The organism is Pseudorhizobium xiangyangii (assembly GCF_020531965.1).
Lineage (GTDB): Bacteria > Pseudomonadota > Alphaproteobacteria > Rhizobiales > Rhizobiaceae > Neorhizobium > Neorhizobium xiangyangii.
Map to the genome: position 1 here is coordinate 89,271 of NZ_JAJAWH010000005.1, position 15,600 is coordinate 104,870.

Consider the following 15,600-nt stretch of genomic DNA (forward strand, 5'->3'; position numbering starts at 1 on the left):
GTTCTCCAGTATTGAGAAATCAGCGGTTCAGCTTGTTTTTCATAGCATTAAGTACAGGCGTCGGTACGAAAGCACCAACATCCCCTCCCATCGAGGCGATCTGCCGCACCAATGTGGCCGTAATGGGCCGCGAAGCGACGCCAGCCGGTAGAAAGACCGTCTGAAGGTCCGGCGCCATCTGCCTGTTCATTCCCGCCATCTGCATCTCGTAATCGAGGTCGGTGCCATCCCTCAGCCCGCGGATGAGCAGTCTGGCACCGTAGGCGCGCGCCGCATCCACCACGAGATTGTCAAATGAAACGATATCGATGTCTCCGGCCTTTGCCGGCAGAGCTTCCGCCAGCGAAGCGCGGATCAGATCGGCTCGCTCCTCGAAGCTGAACATTGGCGTCTTGCCGGGATGAATGCCGATCGCGACGACGACCTTCTCGGCCACTTGCAGGGCCTGAAGAAGAACGTCGAGATGACCGTTGGTCATCGGATCAAAGGATCCGGGATAAAATGCAGTCGCCATGAGCCCCACACGAGTTTCTCGCTTTTTGTCACGGAAGGCCCGCCGCTGCAAGCAGTTGGCGAAGATGAACGCCAGATGAACGGCCTGTTCAAGAGCGTTTCAAGGAGGATGTGCTCATATGGGTATAGTAGCGGGTTTAAGTCCCGACATCCATTGAGACAACACGTCAATCCGTCGGCAATTTGCTCGATGAACACCGGATGAACTGCACATTCAACGTGGCTTCAGGGCCAGGAGTGTAGGCTTTTCCAGGAATGCGGTGGAACCAGTTCGCAACAAGGGCGTTCTGGCAAACAGAAGGATAAGCGGAGATGATCGAGAGAAGGAAGTCGATCGTTCCAAACAAGATCACGATGATCAACCTTGTTTGGACGACCATGATTGCAGCAATGCTCACCGCAACGGTGACCCTTTATCAAGAACAGTCTCAGGTTTCAGACTTTAACTATCCGCAGATGACAGGACGCTATCACGACGCCTCCTATTACTAAGCGGATACCCGAGTAGCGAGGTAGAAGCATGTTGTTGGCGTTGATGGTACTGGCAAGTCTTATCAGCATTATGTTCGTGGCATCGGTCGCGTCAACGATAACAGAGCTTCGGCGTGAGAGCGAAGACATGAAGTCGTACGCCCGCCATCACAGCGCCTTCTGACGACACTGAATTGAAGTTGCGATCTGCGCCCATGCGTTTGTTGCGCGCAGATCAAAAAAGCCGGAGCTGATGCTCCGGCTTTTTTGTTGACTACCGAGGCTCGGACTATTCGTCCTGCGGCGGTTCAACCGGAGTTGCACCGGCCTCTCCCATGTCACCGGTCTCGGACAGGATTTCCTCCGAAAGTCCGTTTCCGTTTTCTTCCTCGCCCTCCGGCTCGCTGATGCGCTCGACGGAGACCACCTTCTCATCCTTGGCGGTGTTGAAGATCGTCACGCCCTTGGTGGCGCGGCTGGCAATGCGGATACCATCGACAGGCACCCGGATGAGCTGACCACCGTCGGAGACGAGCATCAACTGATCCTTGTCCTCGACCGGGAAGGCGGCGACGAGTTCGCCGATCTCGTTGGTCTTGGACGTGTCCGTCGCGCGTATCCCCTTGCCGCCACGACCCGACGTGCGGAAGTCGTAGGACGACGAGCGCTTTCCGACGCCCTTCTCGGCGACCGTGAGAACGAACTGCTCGCGGCTCTTGAGTTCCTGATAGCGTTCCTCGGTCAACTCGCCTTCGACGCCGACTTCTTCACCGACCAGAGCGATGTCTTCCTCGTCGACGCCCATGGCGCGACGTTCCGCCGCTGAGCGCTTGAGGTAGGCAGCTCGCTCCCATGGCTCGGCATCGACATGGCCGACGATCGTCATGGAAATGATGCGATCACCTGCCTGCAGCGTAATACCCCTAACGCCGATGGAGTTGCGGCCGGCAAAGACGCGGACGCCATCGACCGGGAAGCGGATGCACTGGCCGAGCGCCGTCGTCAGCAGCACGTCGTCACGATCCGTGCAGGTCTCGACGGAGAGGATTTCATCGCCCTCCTCGTCAAGCTTCATCGCGATCTTGCCGTTGCGGTTGACCTGAACGAAGTCCGACAGCTTGTTGCGGCGAACCGTGCCGCGCGTCGTCGAGAACATGACGTCGAGGTTGTCCCAGGTCGTTTCATCCTCCGGCAGCGGCATGATCGTGGTGATGCGTTCGCCAGGCTCGAGCGGCAGCATGTTGATCAAGGCCTTGCCGCGCGAAGTCGGCGTACCGATCGGCAGGCGCCAGACCTTCTCCTTGTAGACGATACCGCGCGACGAGAAGAACAGGACGGGCGTGTGCGTGTTCAACACGAACAGACGCGTTGCGAAATCCTCGTCCTTCATCGCCATGCCGGAGCGGCCCTTGCCGCCACGCCGCTGGGCGCGATAGGTCGCAAGCGGCACGCGCTTGATGTAGCCGGCATGGGAAACCGTGACGACCATGTCCTCGCGGGCGATGAGATCCTCATCGTCCATGTCCGGACCGCCTTCAAGGATTTCCGTGCGGCGGGGCGTGCCGAACTCGTCGCGAACAGACGTCAGTTCGTTCTTCACGATGGTCTCGATACGCAGCCGCGAAGACAGGATATCGAGATAATCCGAGATTTCGGCGCCGATCTTGTTGAGTTCGTCGCCGATTTCGTCGCGACCAAGCGCCGTCAGGCGGGCCAGACGCAGTTCGAGGATGGCGCGAGCCTGCTCTTCGGACAGGTTGTACGTGCTGTCGTCATTGATCTTGTGACGCGGGTCGTCGATCAGTCGGATCAGCGCATCCACATCATGAGCCGGCCAGCGGCGCGTCATCAGCTGCTCGCGCGCCGTCTGCGGATCGGGAGCACGGCGGATAAGACTGATGACTTCGTCGATGTTGGCGACGGCGATGGCAAGGCCGACCAGGACGTGGGCCCGCTCGCGTGCCTTGCGCAGCAGGTATTTCGTGCGGCGGCTGACGACTTCCTCGCGGAAGTTGACGAACGCCTTCAGCATGTCGATCAGTGTCAACTGCTCCGGCTTGCCGCCGTTCAACGCCACCATGTTGCAGCCGAAGGACGTCTGCAACGGCGTGTAGCGGTAGAGCTGGTTGAGGATGACTTCCGCATTCGCATCGCGCTTGAGCTCGATGACGACGCGGTAACCCTGCCGGTCGGACTCATCGCGGAGATCGGAAATGCCTTCGATGCGCTTGTCGCGCACCAGTTCGGCCATCTTCTCGATCATCGTCGCCTTGTTCACCTGGTATGGAACCTCGGTGATGATGATCTGCTCGCGGTCACCTCGCATCGGCTCGATATGAGCCGTGCCGCGCATGATGACCGAGCCGCGGCCCGTCTCATAGGCGGAGCGGATGCCGGAACGGCCGAGGATCAGTGCCCCGGTCGGGAAGTCAGGACCCGGAATGATCTGCATCAGTTCCGGCAGCTCTATCGCCGGATTATCGATGAGGGCGATACAGCCGTCGATCACTTCGGTAAGGTTATGCGGCGGAATGTTCGTCGCCATGCCGACGGCGATACCGCCGGCACCATTGACGAGCAGGTTCGGGAACCGCGCCGGAACCACGACAGGCTCGGACATCGTCCCATCGTAGTTGTCGCGGAAATTGACGGTCTCCTTGTCGAGATCGTCCAGAAGCGAATGCGCGGCCTTCTCAAGGCGGCATTCCGTGTAGCGCTGGGCTGCCGGCGGATCGCCGTCGATCGAACCGAAGTTGCCCTGGCCGTCGATCAGCGGCAGCCGGAGCGACCAATCCTGCGCCATACGCGCCAGCGCATCGTAGATCGCGGAATCGCCGTGCGGATGGTATTTACCCATCACGTCACCGGTAACGCGGGCCGACTTCACATACTTCTTGTTCCAGTCGATCCCCATCTCGCTCATGGAGAAGAGGATACGGCGGTGAACCGGCTTCAATCCGTCTCGAACGTCAGGCAGCGCGCGGCTCACGATTACGCTCATCGCGTAGTCGAGATAGGACCGCTGCATCTCTTCCATGATGGAAATGGGCTCGATGCCGGGTGGCAGCTTTCCGCCGCCGGGAGTGCTTTGCTCAGTCAAATCGGATCACGATCTTTGTTCGGAATCAGTTGCATTTCTATAGCGGAAAGCGGTTCCGAGCGCCAATTTCCACAGCAGTTGTGAACAGATTTTGAGCCCGTTCCAGAAGACCTGTCGATGGGCACGGGTGATGCATGCTCTTCCCATGACCGACCGGCTGTCCTAACAAGCTTGGAAGGGGTCCGCAAGGATTAGCAAACGATCGGGAGATCAGATGGCGACTGCAGACATATTGGTCAATGCCTTCACAACGCTGCTCGTGACGCTGGACCCTCCGGGACTGGCGCCGGTCTTCCTGGGTCTGACCATCGGCATGACCCGCGAGCAACGCCGGCAGGTGGCCTTTCGGGGGTCATTGATCGCATTCGGCATCCTGGCGGTCTTTGCCCTGTTCGGCGCAAGCCTTCTCGGCGCACTCGGCATCTCCATGGGCGCGTTCCGCATCGCCGGCGGATTGCTGCTGTTCTGGATCTCCTTCGAGATGGTCTTCGAAAGACGACAGGAACGGAAGGAAAAGACCTCACAGGCAGCGATCACGATCGATCACTTACATAACATTGCAGTTTTCCCGTTGGCGCTTCCGCTGATCGCCGGGCCTGGGGCAATCTCTGCGACGGTGCTCCTCGCCGGCACACTTCCCGGCCCCTGGGAGCGCGTTATGCTGATCGGCGTGCTTGCGCTCAGCATGGGTGCCGTCCTGGCGGCTCTGTTGATCGCCGAGCGCCTCGACCGTTTCCTTGGCGTAACCGGGCGGGCAATCCTTACACGCCTTCTCGGCGTCATCCTGGCAGCCCTGTCCGTTCAATTCGTGGTGGACGGCGTAAAATCTGCCTTTGCAGCCGGCTGACCCTCGAACACTGGCCCGCTTCGCCAGTTCTCCCCGCTTCACCAGTTCTCCAGGCACAAATGGAAAGCGGCGCCGAAGCGCCGCTGCCGATAGAAATGGTTTGATCAGAACGGGATGTCGTCGTCGAGATCCCGAGAAAAGCCACCGCCGCCGCCGGACTGGCCGCCCGGCTGACCACCCGATTGGCCGCCGCGGCTTCCGCCACCCGAGGCCGGACGATCGTAGTCGTCTCCGTAGTTGCCGCCACCAAAGTCGCCGCCGCCGCCGCCTGCACGACCGCCGCCTCCACCTTCGCCGCGCCCGTCAAGCATGGTCAGGGTCGAATTGAATCCCTGCAGCACCACTTCGGTCGAATAGCGCTCATTGCCGGACTGGTCCTGCCACTTGCGGGTCTGCAACTGGCCCTCGAGGTAGAGCTTCGCGCCCTTCTTCACATACTGTTCGACAACCTTGCAGAGGCCTTCGTTGAAGACGACAACCGTATGCCATTCCGTCTTCTCCTTGCGTTCGCCGCTGTTGCGGTCGCGCCAGCTTTCGGAGGTCGCAATGCGAAGATTGGCAATCGGACGGCCGTCCTGCGTGCGTCGAATTTCGGGATCGGCGCCGACGTTTCCGATCAGAATTACCTTGTTGACGCTACCAGCCATGTTTGCTCACCTTGTCTGCCGCTGCCGCGCGGCACAGAAAATATCGATCGCGAGAGTTTAGACTATCTATCCCTCGCATTGGCCCCTGGGTCCTGTTAATCCACAGCCAATTTTGTTCTTTATTTGTTCTATTTATTCCCTATGGTGAAGTCAAGCGATTCGAATTTCTGGCGATGAACGGCTTTTTCTGCCTCGACACCACCATTCCAATTACTACATATGGGCCTTGCCCCTCCCACAGAGCAATATGATGAGCGAACTTAAGACGATCTCCATCCGTGGTGCGCGTGAGCACAACTTGAAGGGTATCGATCTCGACTTGCCACGCAATTCGTTGATCGTCATGACGGGCCTTTCGGGCTCTGGCAAATCTTCTCTCGCCTTCGATACCATCTATGCCGAAGGGCAGCGCCGGTATGTCGAAAGCCTGTCGGCCTATGCGCGGCAGTTCCTGGAGATGATGCAGAAGCCGGACGTAGACCAGATCGACGGCCTTTCGCCTGCGATTTCGATCGAGCAGAAGACGACCTCGCGCAATCCGCGCTCGACGGTCGGCACAGTGACCGAAATCTACGACTACATGCGCCTGCTGTTCGCGCGCGTGGGCGTTCCCTATTCCCCGGCCACCGGCCTCCCGATCGAAAGCCAGACGGTTAGCCAGATGGTCGATCGCATCCTCGACTTCGATGAGGGAACGCGGCTTTACATACTGGCCCCAATGATCCGCGGCCGGAAGGGCGAGTACAAAAAAGAACTCGCCGACCTGATGAAAAAGGGCTTCCAGCGCGTCAAGGTCGATGGTCAGTTCTACGAGATTGCCGACGTTCCCGCACTCGACAAGAAGTACAAGCACGACATCGACGTCGTCGTCGATCGCCTCGTGGTGCGCTCGGATATCGGCGCGCGCCTGGCCGACAGCCTCGAAACCTCGTTGAAGCTGGCTGACGGCCTCGCCATCGCCGAATTTGCCGACAAGCCTCTGCCGGCCGAAGAAACCGCGGCAGGCGGATCAGCCAACAAGTCTCTGAACGAAACGCATGAGCGCATGCTGTTTTCCGAGAAATTCGCCTGCCCCGTCTCCGGCTTCACCATTCCCGAGATCGAGCCACGCCTGTTCTCCTTCAACAATCCGTTCGGCGCCTGCCCGACGTGTGACGGCCTGGGTTTCCAGCAGAAGATCGATACGGCGCTGATCATTCCGGAACCCAACCGGACCCTGCGCGACGGGGCCATTGCCCCATGGGCGAAGTCGACATCGCCATACTACAACCAGACGCTCGAAGGCCTCGGCAACGTCTTCGAATTCAAACTGTCGAGCAAGTGGAGCGACCTGTCCGCGGAAGCGCAGGCGGCGATCCTGCAGGGAACAGAAGAGAAGATCGAGTTCCATTATGCCGACGGCGCCCGCTCCTACAAGACGACGAAGACCTTCGAGGGCATCGTTCCAAACCTCTCGCGACGCTGGAAGGAAACCGACAGCGCCTGGGCACGGGAGGAAATCGAGCGCTACATGTCGGCGGCCCCCTGCCCCGCCTGCGCCGGTTATCGCCTGAAGCCAGAAGCGCTCGCGGTCAAGATCAACCAACGGCACATCGGCGAAACGACCGAGATGTCGATCAGGGTGGCGCGCGACTGGTTTTCGGCCCTGCCCGAGCACCTGAACGCAAAACAGAACGAAATCGCGGTGCGTATCCTGAAGGAAATCCGCGAACGCCTGCAGTTCCTGAACGATGTCGGCCTCGACTATCTCAGCCTGTCACGCAATTCCGGCACGCTCTCGGGCGGCGAAAGCCAGCGCATCCGGCTGGCCTCGCAGATCGGCTCGGGCCTCACGGGCGTGCTCTACGTCCTCGACGAGCCGTCCATCGGACTGCACCAGCGCGACAACGCCCGCCTGCTCGATACGCTGAAACACCTGCGCGACATCGGCAACACCGTCATCGTCGTCGAGCATGACGAGGACGCCATCATGTCGGCGGATTATGTCGTCGATATTGGACCGGCCGCCGGCATCCATGGTGGGGAAGTGGTCGCACAGGGAACGCCTTCCGACGTGATGGCCAATCCGAATTCGCTGACCGGCAAGTACCTGTCCGGCGAGCTCGGCGTCGCCGTCCCAGCAGAACGACGCAAGCCGAAGAAGGGCAAGGAGATCAAGGTCGTCGGTGCCCGCGGCAACAACCTGAAGAATGTCACGGCCTCGGTGCCGCTCGGTGTCTTCACGGCTGTCACCGGCGTTTCCGGTGGCGGCAAGTCCACCTTCCTGATCGAGACGCTCTACAAGGCGGCGGCACGGCGCGTCATGGGTGCCCGCGAAATTCCTGCCGAGCACGACCGCATCGACGGCTTCGAGCATATCGATAAGGTCATCGATATCGACCAGTCGCCTATCGGCCGCACGCCGCGTTCCAACCCCGCGACCTATACCGGGGCCTTCACGCCAATCCGCGACTGGTTCGCCGGCCTGCCGGAAGCCAAGGCGCGCGGGTACGCTCCGGGCCGGTTCTCGTTCAACGTCAAGGGCGGCCGTTGCGAGGCGTGCCAGGGCGACGGCGTCATCAAGATCGAGATGCACTTCCTGCCCGACGTCTACGTTACCTGCGACGTCTGCCACGGCAAGCGCTACAACCGAGAGACTCTGGACGTGCATTTCAAAGGCAAGTCTATCGCCGACGTCCTCGACATGACCGTCGAGGAAGGCGTCGAGTTCTTCTCGGCCGTGCCTGCGGTGCGCGACAAGCTGCAGGCGCTCTTCGATGTCGGCCTTGGCTACATCAAGGTCGGACAGCAGGCCAATACGCTTTCGGGTGGCGAGGCGCAGCGCGTCAAGCTAGCCAAGGAACTGTCGAAGCGTTCGACAGGTCGAACACTTTACATTCTGGACGAGCCAACCACCGGCCTGCATTTCCACGACGTGTCGAAGCTTCTGGAAATGCTTCAGGAGCTGGTCAACCAGGGCAATTCCGTCGTGGTTATCGAGCACAATCTCGAGGTCATCAAGACGGCGGACTGGATCATCGATATTGGTCCGGAGGGCGGCACGGGCGGTGGCGAAATCCTGGCGGCAGGCACGCCCGAGACAATCGTGAAGGAAAAGCGGTCTTATACGGGTCATTTCCTGAAGGAGCTGCTCGAACGGCGACCAGCCAAGAGAGTGGAAGCGGCGGAATAGCAAACCTCGGAGGGGAACATGGCAGCACGTGGCACTATTCGGACGGGCATCGGCGGCTGGACCTTCGAGCCCTGGGAGGGCACGTTCTACCCCGAAAAACTGGCCAAGAAGCGGCAGCTCGAACATGCGGCGAGCAAGTTGAAGGTCATCGAGGTCAATGGCACCTACTATGGCTCTCAGAAGCCCGAGACATTTGCCAAGTGGGCGTCCGAAGTGCCGGACGGTTTCATATTCTCGCTGAAGGCGAGCCGTTTCACGACCAATCGCAAGGTGCTCGCGGAGGCGGGAGAATCAATCGAGAAGTTCCTGACGCAGGGATTGACCGAACTTGGCGACCATCTCGGCCCGCTCCTCTGGCAGTTCGCGCCGACCAAGAAGTTCGAACCGGATGATTTCGAGGCATTCCTAAAATTGCTTCCGAACAAGCTTGACGGCCTTAGCCTGCGGCATGTGGTCGAGGTCCGTCACGACAGCTTCAAGGTGCCGGAGTTCGTGCAACTATTGGCGAAATACGATGTCGCGCCGGTTTGCGCCGAGCATTTCGACTATCCGATGATTGCCGATGTCAGCGCGGATTTCGTCTATGCGCGGCTTCAAAAGGGGTCCGACGACATTCCCACCTGCTATGGCAGCGATGACCTGAAATCCTGGGCGAAGCGCCTGGAGACCTGGGCTGCGGGTGACGTCCCGGCAGACCTGCCGCTGATCGACGCGGCACATAAGCCGAAGAAACAGCCACGCGACGTCTTCGCGTTCTTCATCCATGAGGGCAAGGTCAATGCGCCCCAGGGTGCGATGGCTCTGCAGACGATGCTTGACGCGTAATCAATCAAGATCAAGCGGGGCGATGTGACGGACAAGATCCTCTGCCGTCATTCCGCTGCCCGCGCGCAATGCCGCTTCGCCGTGCAGGTAGACGCCCGCTGCCGCCGCTTCGAATGACGGCATTCCGTTGGCGAGAAGCGTCCCTATCATTCCCGCGAGCACATCGCCCGACCCGGCGGTTGCAAGCCAAGGCGGAGCGTTGGCGTTGATCAGAGCGCGACCGTCAGGCGCGGCAATGACCGTATCTGAGCCCTTGTAGACTATGATCGCGTTGGCATCCCATGCGGCGGCAAGAGCCTTCTCCACCTTGCTGAGGCCGTCGTCTTCTGCAACCACGGGAAACAGCCGTGCGAATTCCCCGTCATGCGGGGTCAGCACGAGATATGGCTCGTCTCTCCGATAGGTTTCAAAGAGGCTGTCACGGTCGTCGCGGAAGGACGTGATGCCATCGGCGTCCAGAACCAGTGGGCGCCCTTCCAGCGCAGACACGAATTCACGCGCCTTCTCGCCGATCCCAAAGCCCGGCCCCAGGACAAAAGCCGACAGCTTGGCGGTGGAAATCCACGCACGCAGGTCGTCCGGTTTGTCGACCTGGCGAAGCATGACGGCGGTCAGATGGCCAGCATTGACGGCCATCGCATCCGCGGGCGATGCCAGGGTGACCAGGCCGGCGCCGGCTGCCAGGCCCGCTGCCGCGGAAAGCCGAGCGGCACCGGTGTGCGAACCACTTCCGGAAAAGACGGCCAGATGGCCACGCCGGTATTTGTGACTTGCCGTATCCGGCGACGGCAACAGGCTGCGCCATAGCGAAGGATGATTGAGCGCCAGCTTGCTCGCCGAAGCCTGGACGATCCGGGCGGGGATTCCAATGTCACAGACCTCAATGTCTCCGCATAGTGACCGACCAGGTATCAGGATATGGCCCGGTTTCTTCGCCATGAATGTCACTGTGTGGTGCGCCTTGAAGGCCGCGCCCAGCGGCACACCGCGGCGGCCACACAGGCCGGATGGGAGATCGACGGCTATGACCGGCAGCCCTGCCCCAACCACCTTCGCGATCACCTCCTGCAGGTCAGCCGGCACATCACGGGTCAAGCCGGCACCGAAAACGGCATCGATAATGGTATCGCCTTCCTGAGGTTCAAATTGCGCAAGCGGCCTTGGCGCGAGAGCGCAGCATTCAAATGCCCGGCGGGCATCACCTGCCAGCTTTGCAGACTCCCCCAGCGCATGGATGCTGATCCGACATCCCGCGTTGGCAAGCGCTCTTGCAGCTACATAACCGTCACCGCCATTATTGCCGGGGCCGCACAGGACGACGAAGCGAAGCGTTTGCGGATAGAGACGGAGGGCAGCGGCCGCGACCGCCTGCCCCGCCTTCTCCATCAGACCAAAACTATCTATTCCTGACAGGGCTGCCGTGGCATCGGCGGCCGCCATTTCGTCCGGCGTCAAAAGTATCGTCTCGGGATTGAAAATCATGTTCCTATAGAGCCCAACACGGCGTTGAAGCGCAAGCGCTACATGAATAACTGAAATGCCGTATAAATCATCGATTGCACAATATTTAGGCTCGTAGATGCCTGTAACGAAGACGGTCGATGGCGCCGGCGACGTGAAAAACATCAAACGCTCAAATCAAAGGCGTGCTCCACAGGGATGAAAGGCCCTCGCTCCCCTACTTTCGGCGTTCATAACGGATTTTGCTGGATTTTTTCGGAAAAGCGGCTTTTCAGACTGGCACGATACCTGCATTAGTAGGGCGAGCCGGTAACGGCTGCGTCAGGGAGAGATAGTTTCTCATGAAAAAGATCGAAGCCATCATCAAGCCGTTCAAGCTGGACGAAGTGAAGGAAGCCCTTCAGGAAGTCGGCTTGCAGGGCATAACTGTGACGGAGGCGAAAGGCTTCGGGCGCCAGAAGGGGCATACCGAGCTGTATCGTGGCGCCGAGTATGTCGTGGATTTCCTGCCTAAGGTGAAGGTCGAGGTAGTCCTTGCAGACGAGAACGTCGACGCCGTCATCGAGGCAATCCGCAACGCGGCGCAGACGGGCCGCATCGGCGATGGAAAGATCTTCGTATCGAACGTGGAAGAAGTCGTCCGCATTCGCACCGGCGAGACCGGTGTCGACGCCATCTAACCGCCGCCCGGCCTCTGGCCACAGGTAAAATCGTTATCTCATTCAAGGAAGCGCTAAATGACGACCGCAAGCGAAATCATGAAGCAGATCAAGGAAAACGACGTCAAGTTCGTGGATCTGCGTTTCACCGATCCGAAAGGCAAGCTGCAGCATGTGACGATGGATATCGCCGCTGTCGATGAGGACATGTTCGCCGATGGCGTGATGTTCGACGGCTCTTCGATCGGCGGATGGAAGGCGATCAACGAGTCCGACATGGTCCTGATGCCGGATCCGGCGACCGTCCACATGGACCCGTTCTTTGCCCAGTCCACCATGGTCGTCCTCTGCGACATCCTCGATCCGGTCTCCGGCGAAGCCTACAACCGCGACCCGCGCGGCACCGCGAAGAAGGCGGAAGCATACCTCAAGGCGTCGGGTATCGGCGACACGGTCTACGTTGGCCCTGAGCCTGAATTCTTCGTCTTCGACGACGTCAAGTACAAGGCCGACCCCTATAACACCGGGTTCAAGCTCGATTCGTCCGAACTGCCTTCCAACGACGATACCGACTACGAGACCGGCAACCTCGGCCACCGCCCGCGCGTCAAGGGCGGCTATTTCCCGGTTCCGCCGATCGACAGCCTGCAGGACATGCGCTCCGAAATGCTCACCGTCCTGACGGAAATGGGCCTCGTCGTCGAGAAGCACCACCACGAAGTGGCCCCAGGCCAGCACGAGCTCGGTGTCAAGTTCGACACGCTGGTGCGCAACGCCGACAAGGTTCAGATCTACAAGTACGTCGTGCATCAGGTCGCCAACGCCTATGGCAAGACGGCGACCTTCATGCCGAAGCCGATCTTCGGCGACAACGGCTCGGGCATGCACGTACACCAGTCGATCTGGAAGGACGGCAAGCCGACCTTCGCCGGTGACGAATACGCTGGTCTCTCCGAATCGTGCCTCTTCTACATCGGCGGCATCATCAAGCATGCCAAGGCAATCAACGCCTTCACAAACCCGACGACGAACTCCTACAAGCGTCTCGTCCCGGGCTATGAGGCGCCGGTTCTGCTGGCCTATTCGGCTCGCAACCGCTCGGCATCCTGCCGTATTCCGTTCGGCACGGGTGCGAAGGCCAAGCGCGTCGAAGTCCGTTTCCCGGATCCGCTGGCGAACCCCTACCTCGCCTTCGCCGCCATGCTGATGGCCGGCCTCGACGGCATCAAGAACAAGATCCATCCGGGCAAGGCCATGGACAAGGACCTTTACGACCTGCCGGCCAAGGAACTGAAGAAGATCCCGACCGTCTGCAGCTCGTTGCGTGAAGCTCTCGAAAACCTCGATCGCGACCGCAAGTTCCTGACAGCCGGCGGCGTGTTCGATGACGACCAGATCGATTCCTACATCGAACTGAAAATGGTCGAAGTGATGCGTTACGAAATGACGCCGCACCCGGTCGAATTCGACATGTACTACTCGGCCTGATGCGCCGGTTCTGAATTGCGTGCGGGTTCTCCGCACGTTGGAAACGGCGGGATTCCCGCCGTTTCTTTTTCCCGCACGCGTTCGCCGAAGGCGACCAAGTTCCCGGTGCAGCATGGCAGATCAATTGATGTCCAGGCCGGCCAGACCGGCGGATTGGCTGATCTTCTTTCTCGTGCCGGTATTCTTCTCCACCAACATGATCTTTGGCCGCGGCATCATCGGCGAAGTCGCGCCTTACACCACCGCATTCCTTCGCTGGAGTGGTTCCAGTCTTTTGGTGCTGCCCTTCATTTACGCCGACAGGCGCGCCGTGACTGCGTTCGTCCGGCATCACTTCTGGCTGTGGCTGGCGCTCGGCGGGCTCGGCATGGGTATTTGCGGCGGATTCGTCTATTGGTCACTGACCTATACGACCGCAGCCAACGGCACGCTGATCTACACGACGTCGTCGCTGTTCATCATCCTGTTCCAGTGGATGTTTTCCGGCCGCAGCATAGGTGCGCGTGAGTTGACCGGCATGGCGCTCGCCTTTGCCGGAGTGGTCACCATCGTGCTGCGCGGAGATCTTTCGGCGCTGCTGGACCTGAACTTCAATGTCGGGGACTTCGGCATCCTCGTCGCCGCCGTCTCCTTCGCCATCTATTCCATTCTGCTCAAGCGGCCGGCATTGCAGAAGCTGAAGCCGCTTTCCCTGTTCGGCATCCTCGCCATTTCGGGAGCGCTGGTCCTGCTGCCGCCCACCGTCTTCGAGTTCGTCAACGACGGAGCCCTGCCCGCTTCCGCGTCCGCCTGGTGGAAAATTGCCGGGATGATTACGCTGGCATCCCTTGCCGCCTTCTATTGCTTCCAACAGACAGTGCGCGTTTTCGGACCGACACAGGCTGGCGTGACGCTTTACCTGATGCCGCCAGTCGCGATCGTCATGGCAATCGTGTTCCTGGGCGAAAGCTTTGAGCCTTATCACGCGGTCGGCATTCTTCTCGTTCTGGGAGGCGTCCTACTTGCAACCGTGCCAAAACGGGAACGGCCCCAGAATCTCAGTTAAGCCTTTATTGAACCTTTCGGCCGCTCAGGCATTGCCCTCTTGATACAGTGAGATTTTATTCCCACATCAGGCTGCGAAAGGATATCGCACCATGAAACAGAGCAACGCTAAGTTCACCATCGGAGAAGTGGTCCGCCACAAGGTATTTCCGTTCCGTGGCGTGGTGTTCGATGTGGATCCGGAATTTTCAAATTCCGAGGAATGGTGGAACGCCATCCCCTCAGAGATCCGCCCGAACAGGGACCAGCCGTTTTACCATCTCCTCGCGGAAAACGACGAGACGGAGTATGTGGCCTACGTCTCTGAACAAAACCTGGAACACGACGAGAGCGAGATGCCGCTGCGCAATCCTCAGGTCTACCAGATCTTTGATGAAGGCCCGGCCGGTCGTCTGAAGCCAAAGATGATCATGGCCCACTAGAGCCGATCAGAACCAACATCATTGACCAAACAAAAAAAGCGCCGGCTCAACGCCGGCGCTTTTTTTGGTTCGGAGGCCGCTGTTGCCACCTCCGAATTTCGAATATCGATTACTGACCCTGCTTGGCAGCGTCCTGAGCTTCTTCAAGCTTCTTGCGCGCTTCTTCGGCCTTCTTCTGCATGCCTTCCTGCAGGGTGCGCTGGCTCTCGGCCAACTGCGACTGGGAAATCGGCTCGCCATCGAATGCGCCCGTGAAGCCACTCAGCGAAATCTTGATCGGGTTCGGTGCGCGGCGGAAATTGATCGACGTGAAGATAACCTCGCCACCCTTCTTCAGGTTGGCAATCATGGCATCCGTGAGCGGCACCTCGGCGGTGCACTTGTCGGGAAGGCAGACCGCATAGTCGAGCTTCTGGCCGGCGCCACCGTCGATCTGCATCTGGATGCCGGGCGGAATCATGCGCGCCGTCGGGACCGAAACCTGCAGGATCTTGCGGTTGACCTTGCCTTCGACGGTGATCAGACCAACCGCCGTGACCAACTGGCCGTTCTGCGCCAGCATGATGTTCTGCACGACGCAGAGGTCGCTATCGTCCTGCTTGGTGCAGGTCTTGAACCAGCCGAGCGGAGGAACACCCGCGCCACCGGCAGCAGGAGCTGCGCCCTGAGCCTGTGCCGCCGTCGGCGCCGAGGCCGCAACGAAAGAAAGAGCCAGCGCGGACATCGCCGTGCGCATAACCGTGGTTGCCTTGAGTTTCATAACGAAATCCGTCTCCTGAAATCCACTCGGGCCCGGCTTTAGCCGTCCTCCCTCGGGTGTCCTACTGCGCTCCACCTGTCGGCGAAATGAGGCAATTGAATGACCCCCATCTTCGCTCACCCTGTTACATCGGCGCCTGCGGGATATCCAGCCCCCATCACTATTTTTTGCTTGGCGTTTCTTGTGCCATC

Annotated in this window: 13 protein-coding genes; 8 read left to right on the forward strand and 5 right to left on the reverse strand. The window is 59.8% G+C overall.

Going from position 1 to position 15,600, the window contains the following annotated elements:
• Nucleotides 1-19: 19 nt before the first annotated feature.
• Nucleotides 20-514 carry a pantetheine-phosphate adenylyltransferase gene (gene coaD / locus LH464_RS05910; protein WP_226785445.1) on the reverse strand — a complete coding sequence of 165 codons (495 nt, stop codon included), beginning with the start codon at nt 512-514 and terminating at the stop codon, nt 20-22.
• 311 nt (nt 515-825) lie between these two features.
• Between coaD and LH464_RS05915 the strand changes: the two genes are divergently transcribed.
• Entirely contained in the window at nt 826-1,005 is a 180-nt protein-coding gene (locus LH464_RS05915) for a hypothetical protein (protein ID WP_226785446.1), read from the forward strand.
• Between the two features lie 268 nt (nt 1,006-1,273).
• Here the strand turns inward: LH464_RS05915 and gyrA are convergent, their stop codons facing one another.
• Complete coding sequence (gene gyrA / locus LH464_RS05920) at nt 1,274-4,084, reverse strand: DNA gyrase subunit A (protein WP_390624928.1); 2,811 nt, start codon at nt 4,082-4,084, stop codon at nt 1,274-1,276.
• Between the two features lie 214 nt (nt 4,085-4,298).
• Between gyrA and LH464_RS05925 the strand changes: the two genes are divergently transcribed.
• Nucleotides 4,299-4,931 (forward strand): MarC family protein, encoded by a 633-nt coding sequence (locus tag LH464_RS05925; RefSeq protein ID WP_226785447.1) that lies wholly within the window; start codon nt 4,299-4,301, stop codon nt 4,929-4,931.
• 104 nt (nt 4,932-5,035) lie between these two features.
• Here the strand turns inward: LH464_RS05925 and LH464_RS05930 are convergent, their stop codons facing one another.
• Nucleotides 5,036-5,578, reverse strand: coding sequence for a single-stranded DNA-binding protein (locus LH464_RS05930; RefSeq protein WP_226785448.1), 543 nt, complete (start codon nt 5,576-5,578; stop codon nt 5,036-5,038).
• 250 nt (nt 5,579-5,828) lie between these two features.
• On the opposite strand from LH464_RS05930, the gene uvrA reads away from it, so the two are divergent.
• Both uvrA and LH464_RS05940 read left to right on the forward strand, forming a co-directional pair.
• Nucleotides 5,829-8,750 (forward strand): excinuclease ABC subunit UvrA, encoded by a 2,922-nt coding sequence (uvrA, locus tag LH464_RS05935; protein WP_226785449.1) that lies wholly within the window; start codon nt 5,829-5,831, stop codon nt 8,748-8,750.
• Nucleotides 8,751-8,768: 18 nt separating this feature from the next.
• Nucleotides 8,769-9,575, forward strand: a complete 807-nt coding sequence (locus tag LH464_RS05940; RefSeq protein WP_226785450.1) for a DUF72 domain-containing protein — start codon at nt 8,769-8,771, stop codon at nt 9,573-9,575.
• Here LH464_RS05940 and LH464_RS05945 read toward each other — a convergent pair whose 3' ends face one another.
• Nucleotides 9,576-11,057 carry an NAD(P)H-hydrate dehydratase gene (locus tag LH464_RS05945; protein ID WP_226785451.1) on the reverse strand — a complete coding sequence of 494 codons (1,482 nt, stop codon included), beginning with the start codon at nt 11,055-11,057 and terminating at the stop codon, nt 9,576-9,578. It abuts the gene before it with no gap.
• A 320-nt stretch (nt 11,058-11,377) separates the two neighbouring features.
• Between LH464_RS05945 and LH464_RS05950 the strand changes: the two genes are divergently transcribed.
• From LH464_RS05950 to hspQ, 4 genes are all read left to right on the forward strand, one after another.
• Nucleotides 11,378-11,716 (forward strand): P-II family nitrogen regulator, encoded by a 339-nt coding sequence (locus LH464_RS05950; RefSeq protein ID WP_029618203.1) that lies wholly within the window; start codon nt 11,378-11,380, stop codon nt 11,714-11,716.
• A gap of 57 nt (nt 11,717-11,773) precedes the next feature.
• A complete protein-coding gene (gene glnA, locus LH464_RS05955; protein ID WP_226785452.1) occupies nt 11,774-13,183 on the forward strand; it encodes a type I glutamate--ammonia ligase in 1,410 nt (469 codons plus the stop codon).
• 127 nt (nt 13,184-13,310) lie between these two features.
• Complete coding sequence (locus tag LH464_RS05960; RefSeq protein WP_390624929.1) at nt 13,311-14,228, forward strand: DMT family transporter; 918 nt, start codon at nt 13,311-13,313, stop codon at nt 14,226-14,228.
• Between the two features lie 91 nt (nt 14,229-14,319).
• Nucleotides 14,320-14,649, forward strand: a complete 330-nt coding sequence (gene hspQ / locus LH464_RS05965; RefSeq protein ID WP_226785454.1) for a heat shock protein HspQ — start codon at nt 14,320-14,322, stop codon at nt 14,647-14,649.
• 109 nt (nt 14,650-14,758) lie between these two features.
• Here the strand turns inward: hspQ and LH464_RS05970 are convergent, their stop codons facing one another.
• Nucleotides 14,759-15,409: an invasion associated locus B family protein gene (locus tag LH464_RS05970; RefSeq protein ID WP_226785455.1), complete on the reverse strand. Its 651-nt coding sequence runs from the start codon at nt 15,407-15,409 to the stop codon at nt 14,759-14,761.
• Nucleotides 15,410-15,600: the final 191 nt, after the last annotated feature.

Excerpts from the sequence above, each read along its gene's own strand:
- coaD (WP_226785445.1), bottom strand. The coding sequence starts at position 514 with ATGGCGACTGCATTTTATCCCGGATCCTTTGATCCGATGACCAACGGT.
- LH464_RS05915 (WP_226785446.1), top strand. The coding sequence starts at position 826 with ATGATCGAGAGAAGGAAGTCGATCGTTCCAAACAAGATCACGATGATC.
- LH464_RS05925 (WP_226785447.1), top strand. The coding sequence starts at position 4,299 with ATGGCGACTGCAGACATATTGGTCAATGCCTTCACAACGCTGCTCGTG.
- LH464_RS05930 (WP_226785448.1), bottom strand. The coding sequence starts at position 5,578 with ATGGCTGGTAGCGTCAACAAGGTAATTCTGATCGGAAACGTCGGCGCC.
- uvrA (WP_226785449.1), top strand. The coding sequence starts at position 5,829 with ATGAGCGAACTTAAGACGATCTCCATCCGTGGTGCGCGTGAGCACAAC.
- LH464_RS05940 (WP_226785450.1), top strand. The coding sequence starts at position 8,769 with ATGGCAGCACGTGGCACTATTCGGACGGGCATCGGCGGCTGGACCTTC.
- LH464_RS05945 (WP_226785451.1), bottom strand. The coding sequence starts at position 11,057 with ATGATTTTCAATCCCGAGACGATACTTTTGACGCCGGACGAAATGGCG.
- LH464_RS05950 (WP_029618203.1), top strand. The coding sequence starts at position 11,378 with ATGAAAAAGATCGAAGCCATCATCAAGCCGTTCAAGCTGGACGAAGTG.
- glnA (WP_226785452.1), top strand. The coding sequence starts at position 11,774 with ATGACGACCGCAAGCGAAATCATGAAGCAGATCAAGGAAAACGACGTC.
- LH464_RS05960 (WP_390624929.1), top strand. The coding sequence starts at position 13,311 with ATGTCCAGGCCGGCCAGACCGGCGGATTGGCTGATCTTCTTTCTCGTG.
- hspQ (WP_226785454.1), top strand. The coding sequence starts at position 14,320 with ATGAAACAGAGCAACGCTAAGTTCACCATCGGAGAAGTGGTCCGCCAC.
- LH464_RS05970 (WP_226785455.1), bottom strand. The coding sequence starts at position 15,409 with ATGAAACTCAAGGCAACCACGGTTATGCGCACGGCGATGTCCGCGCTG.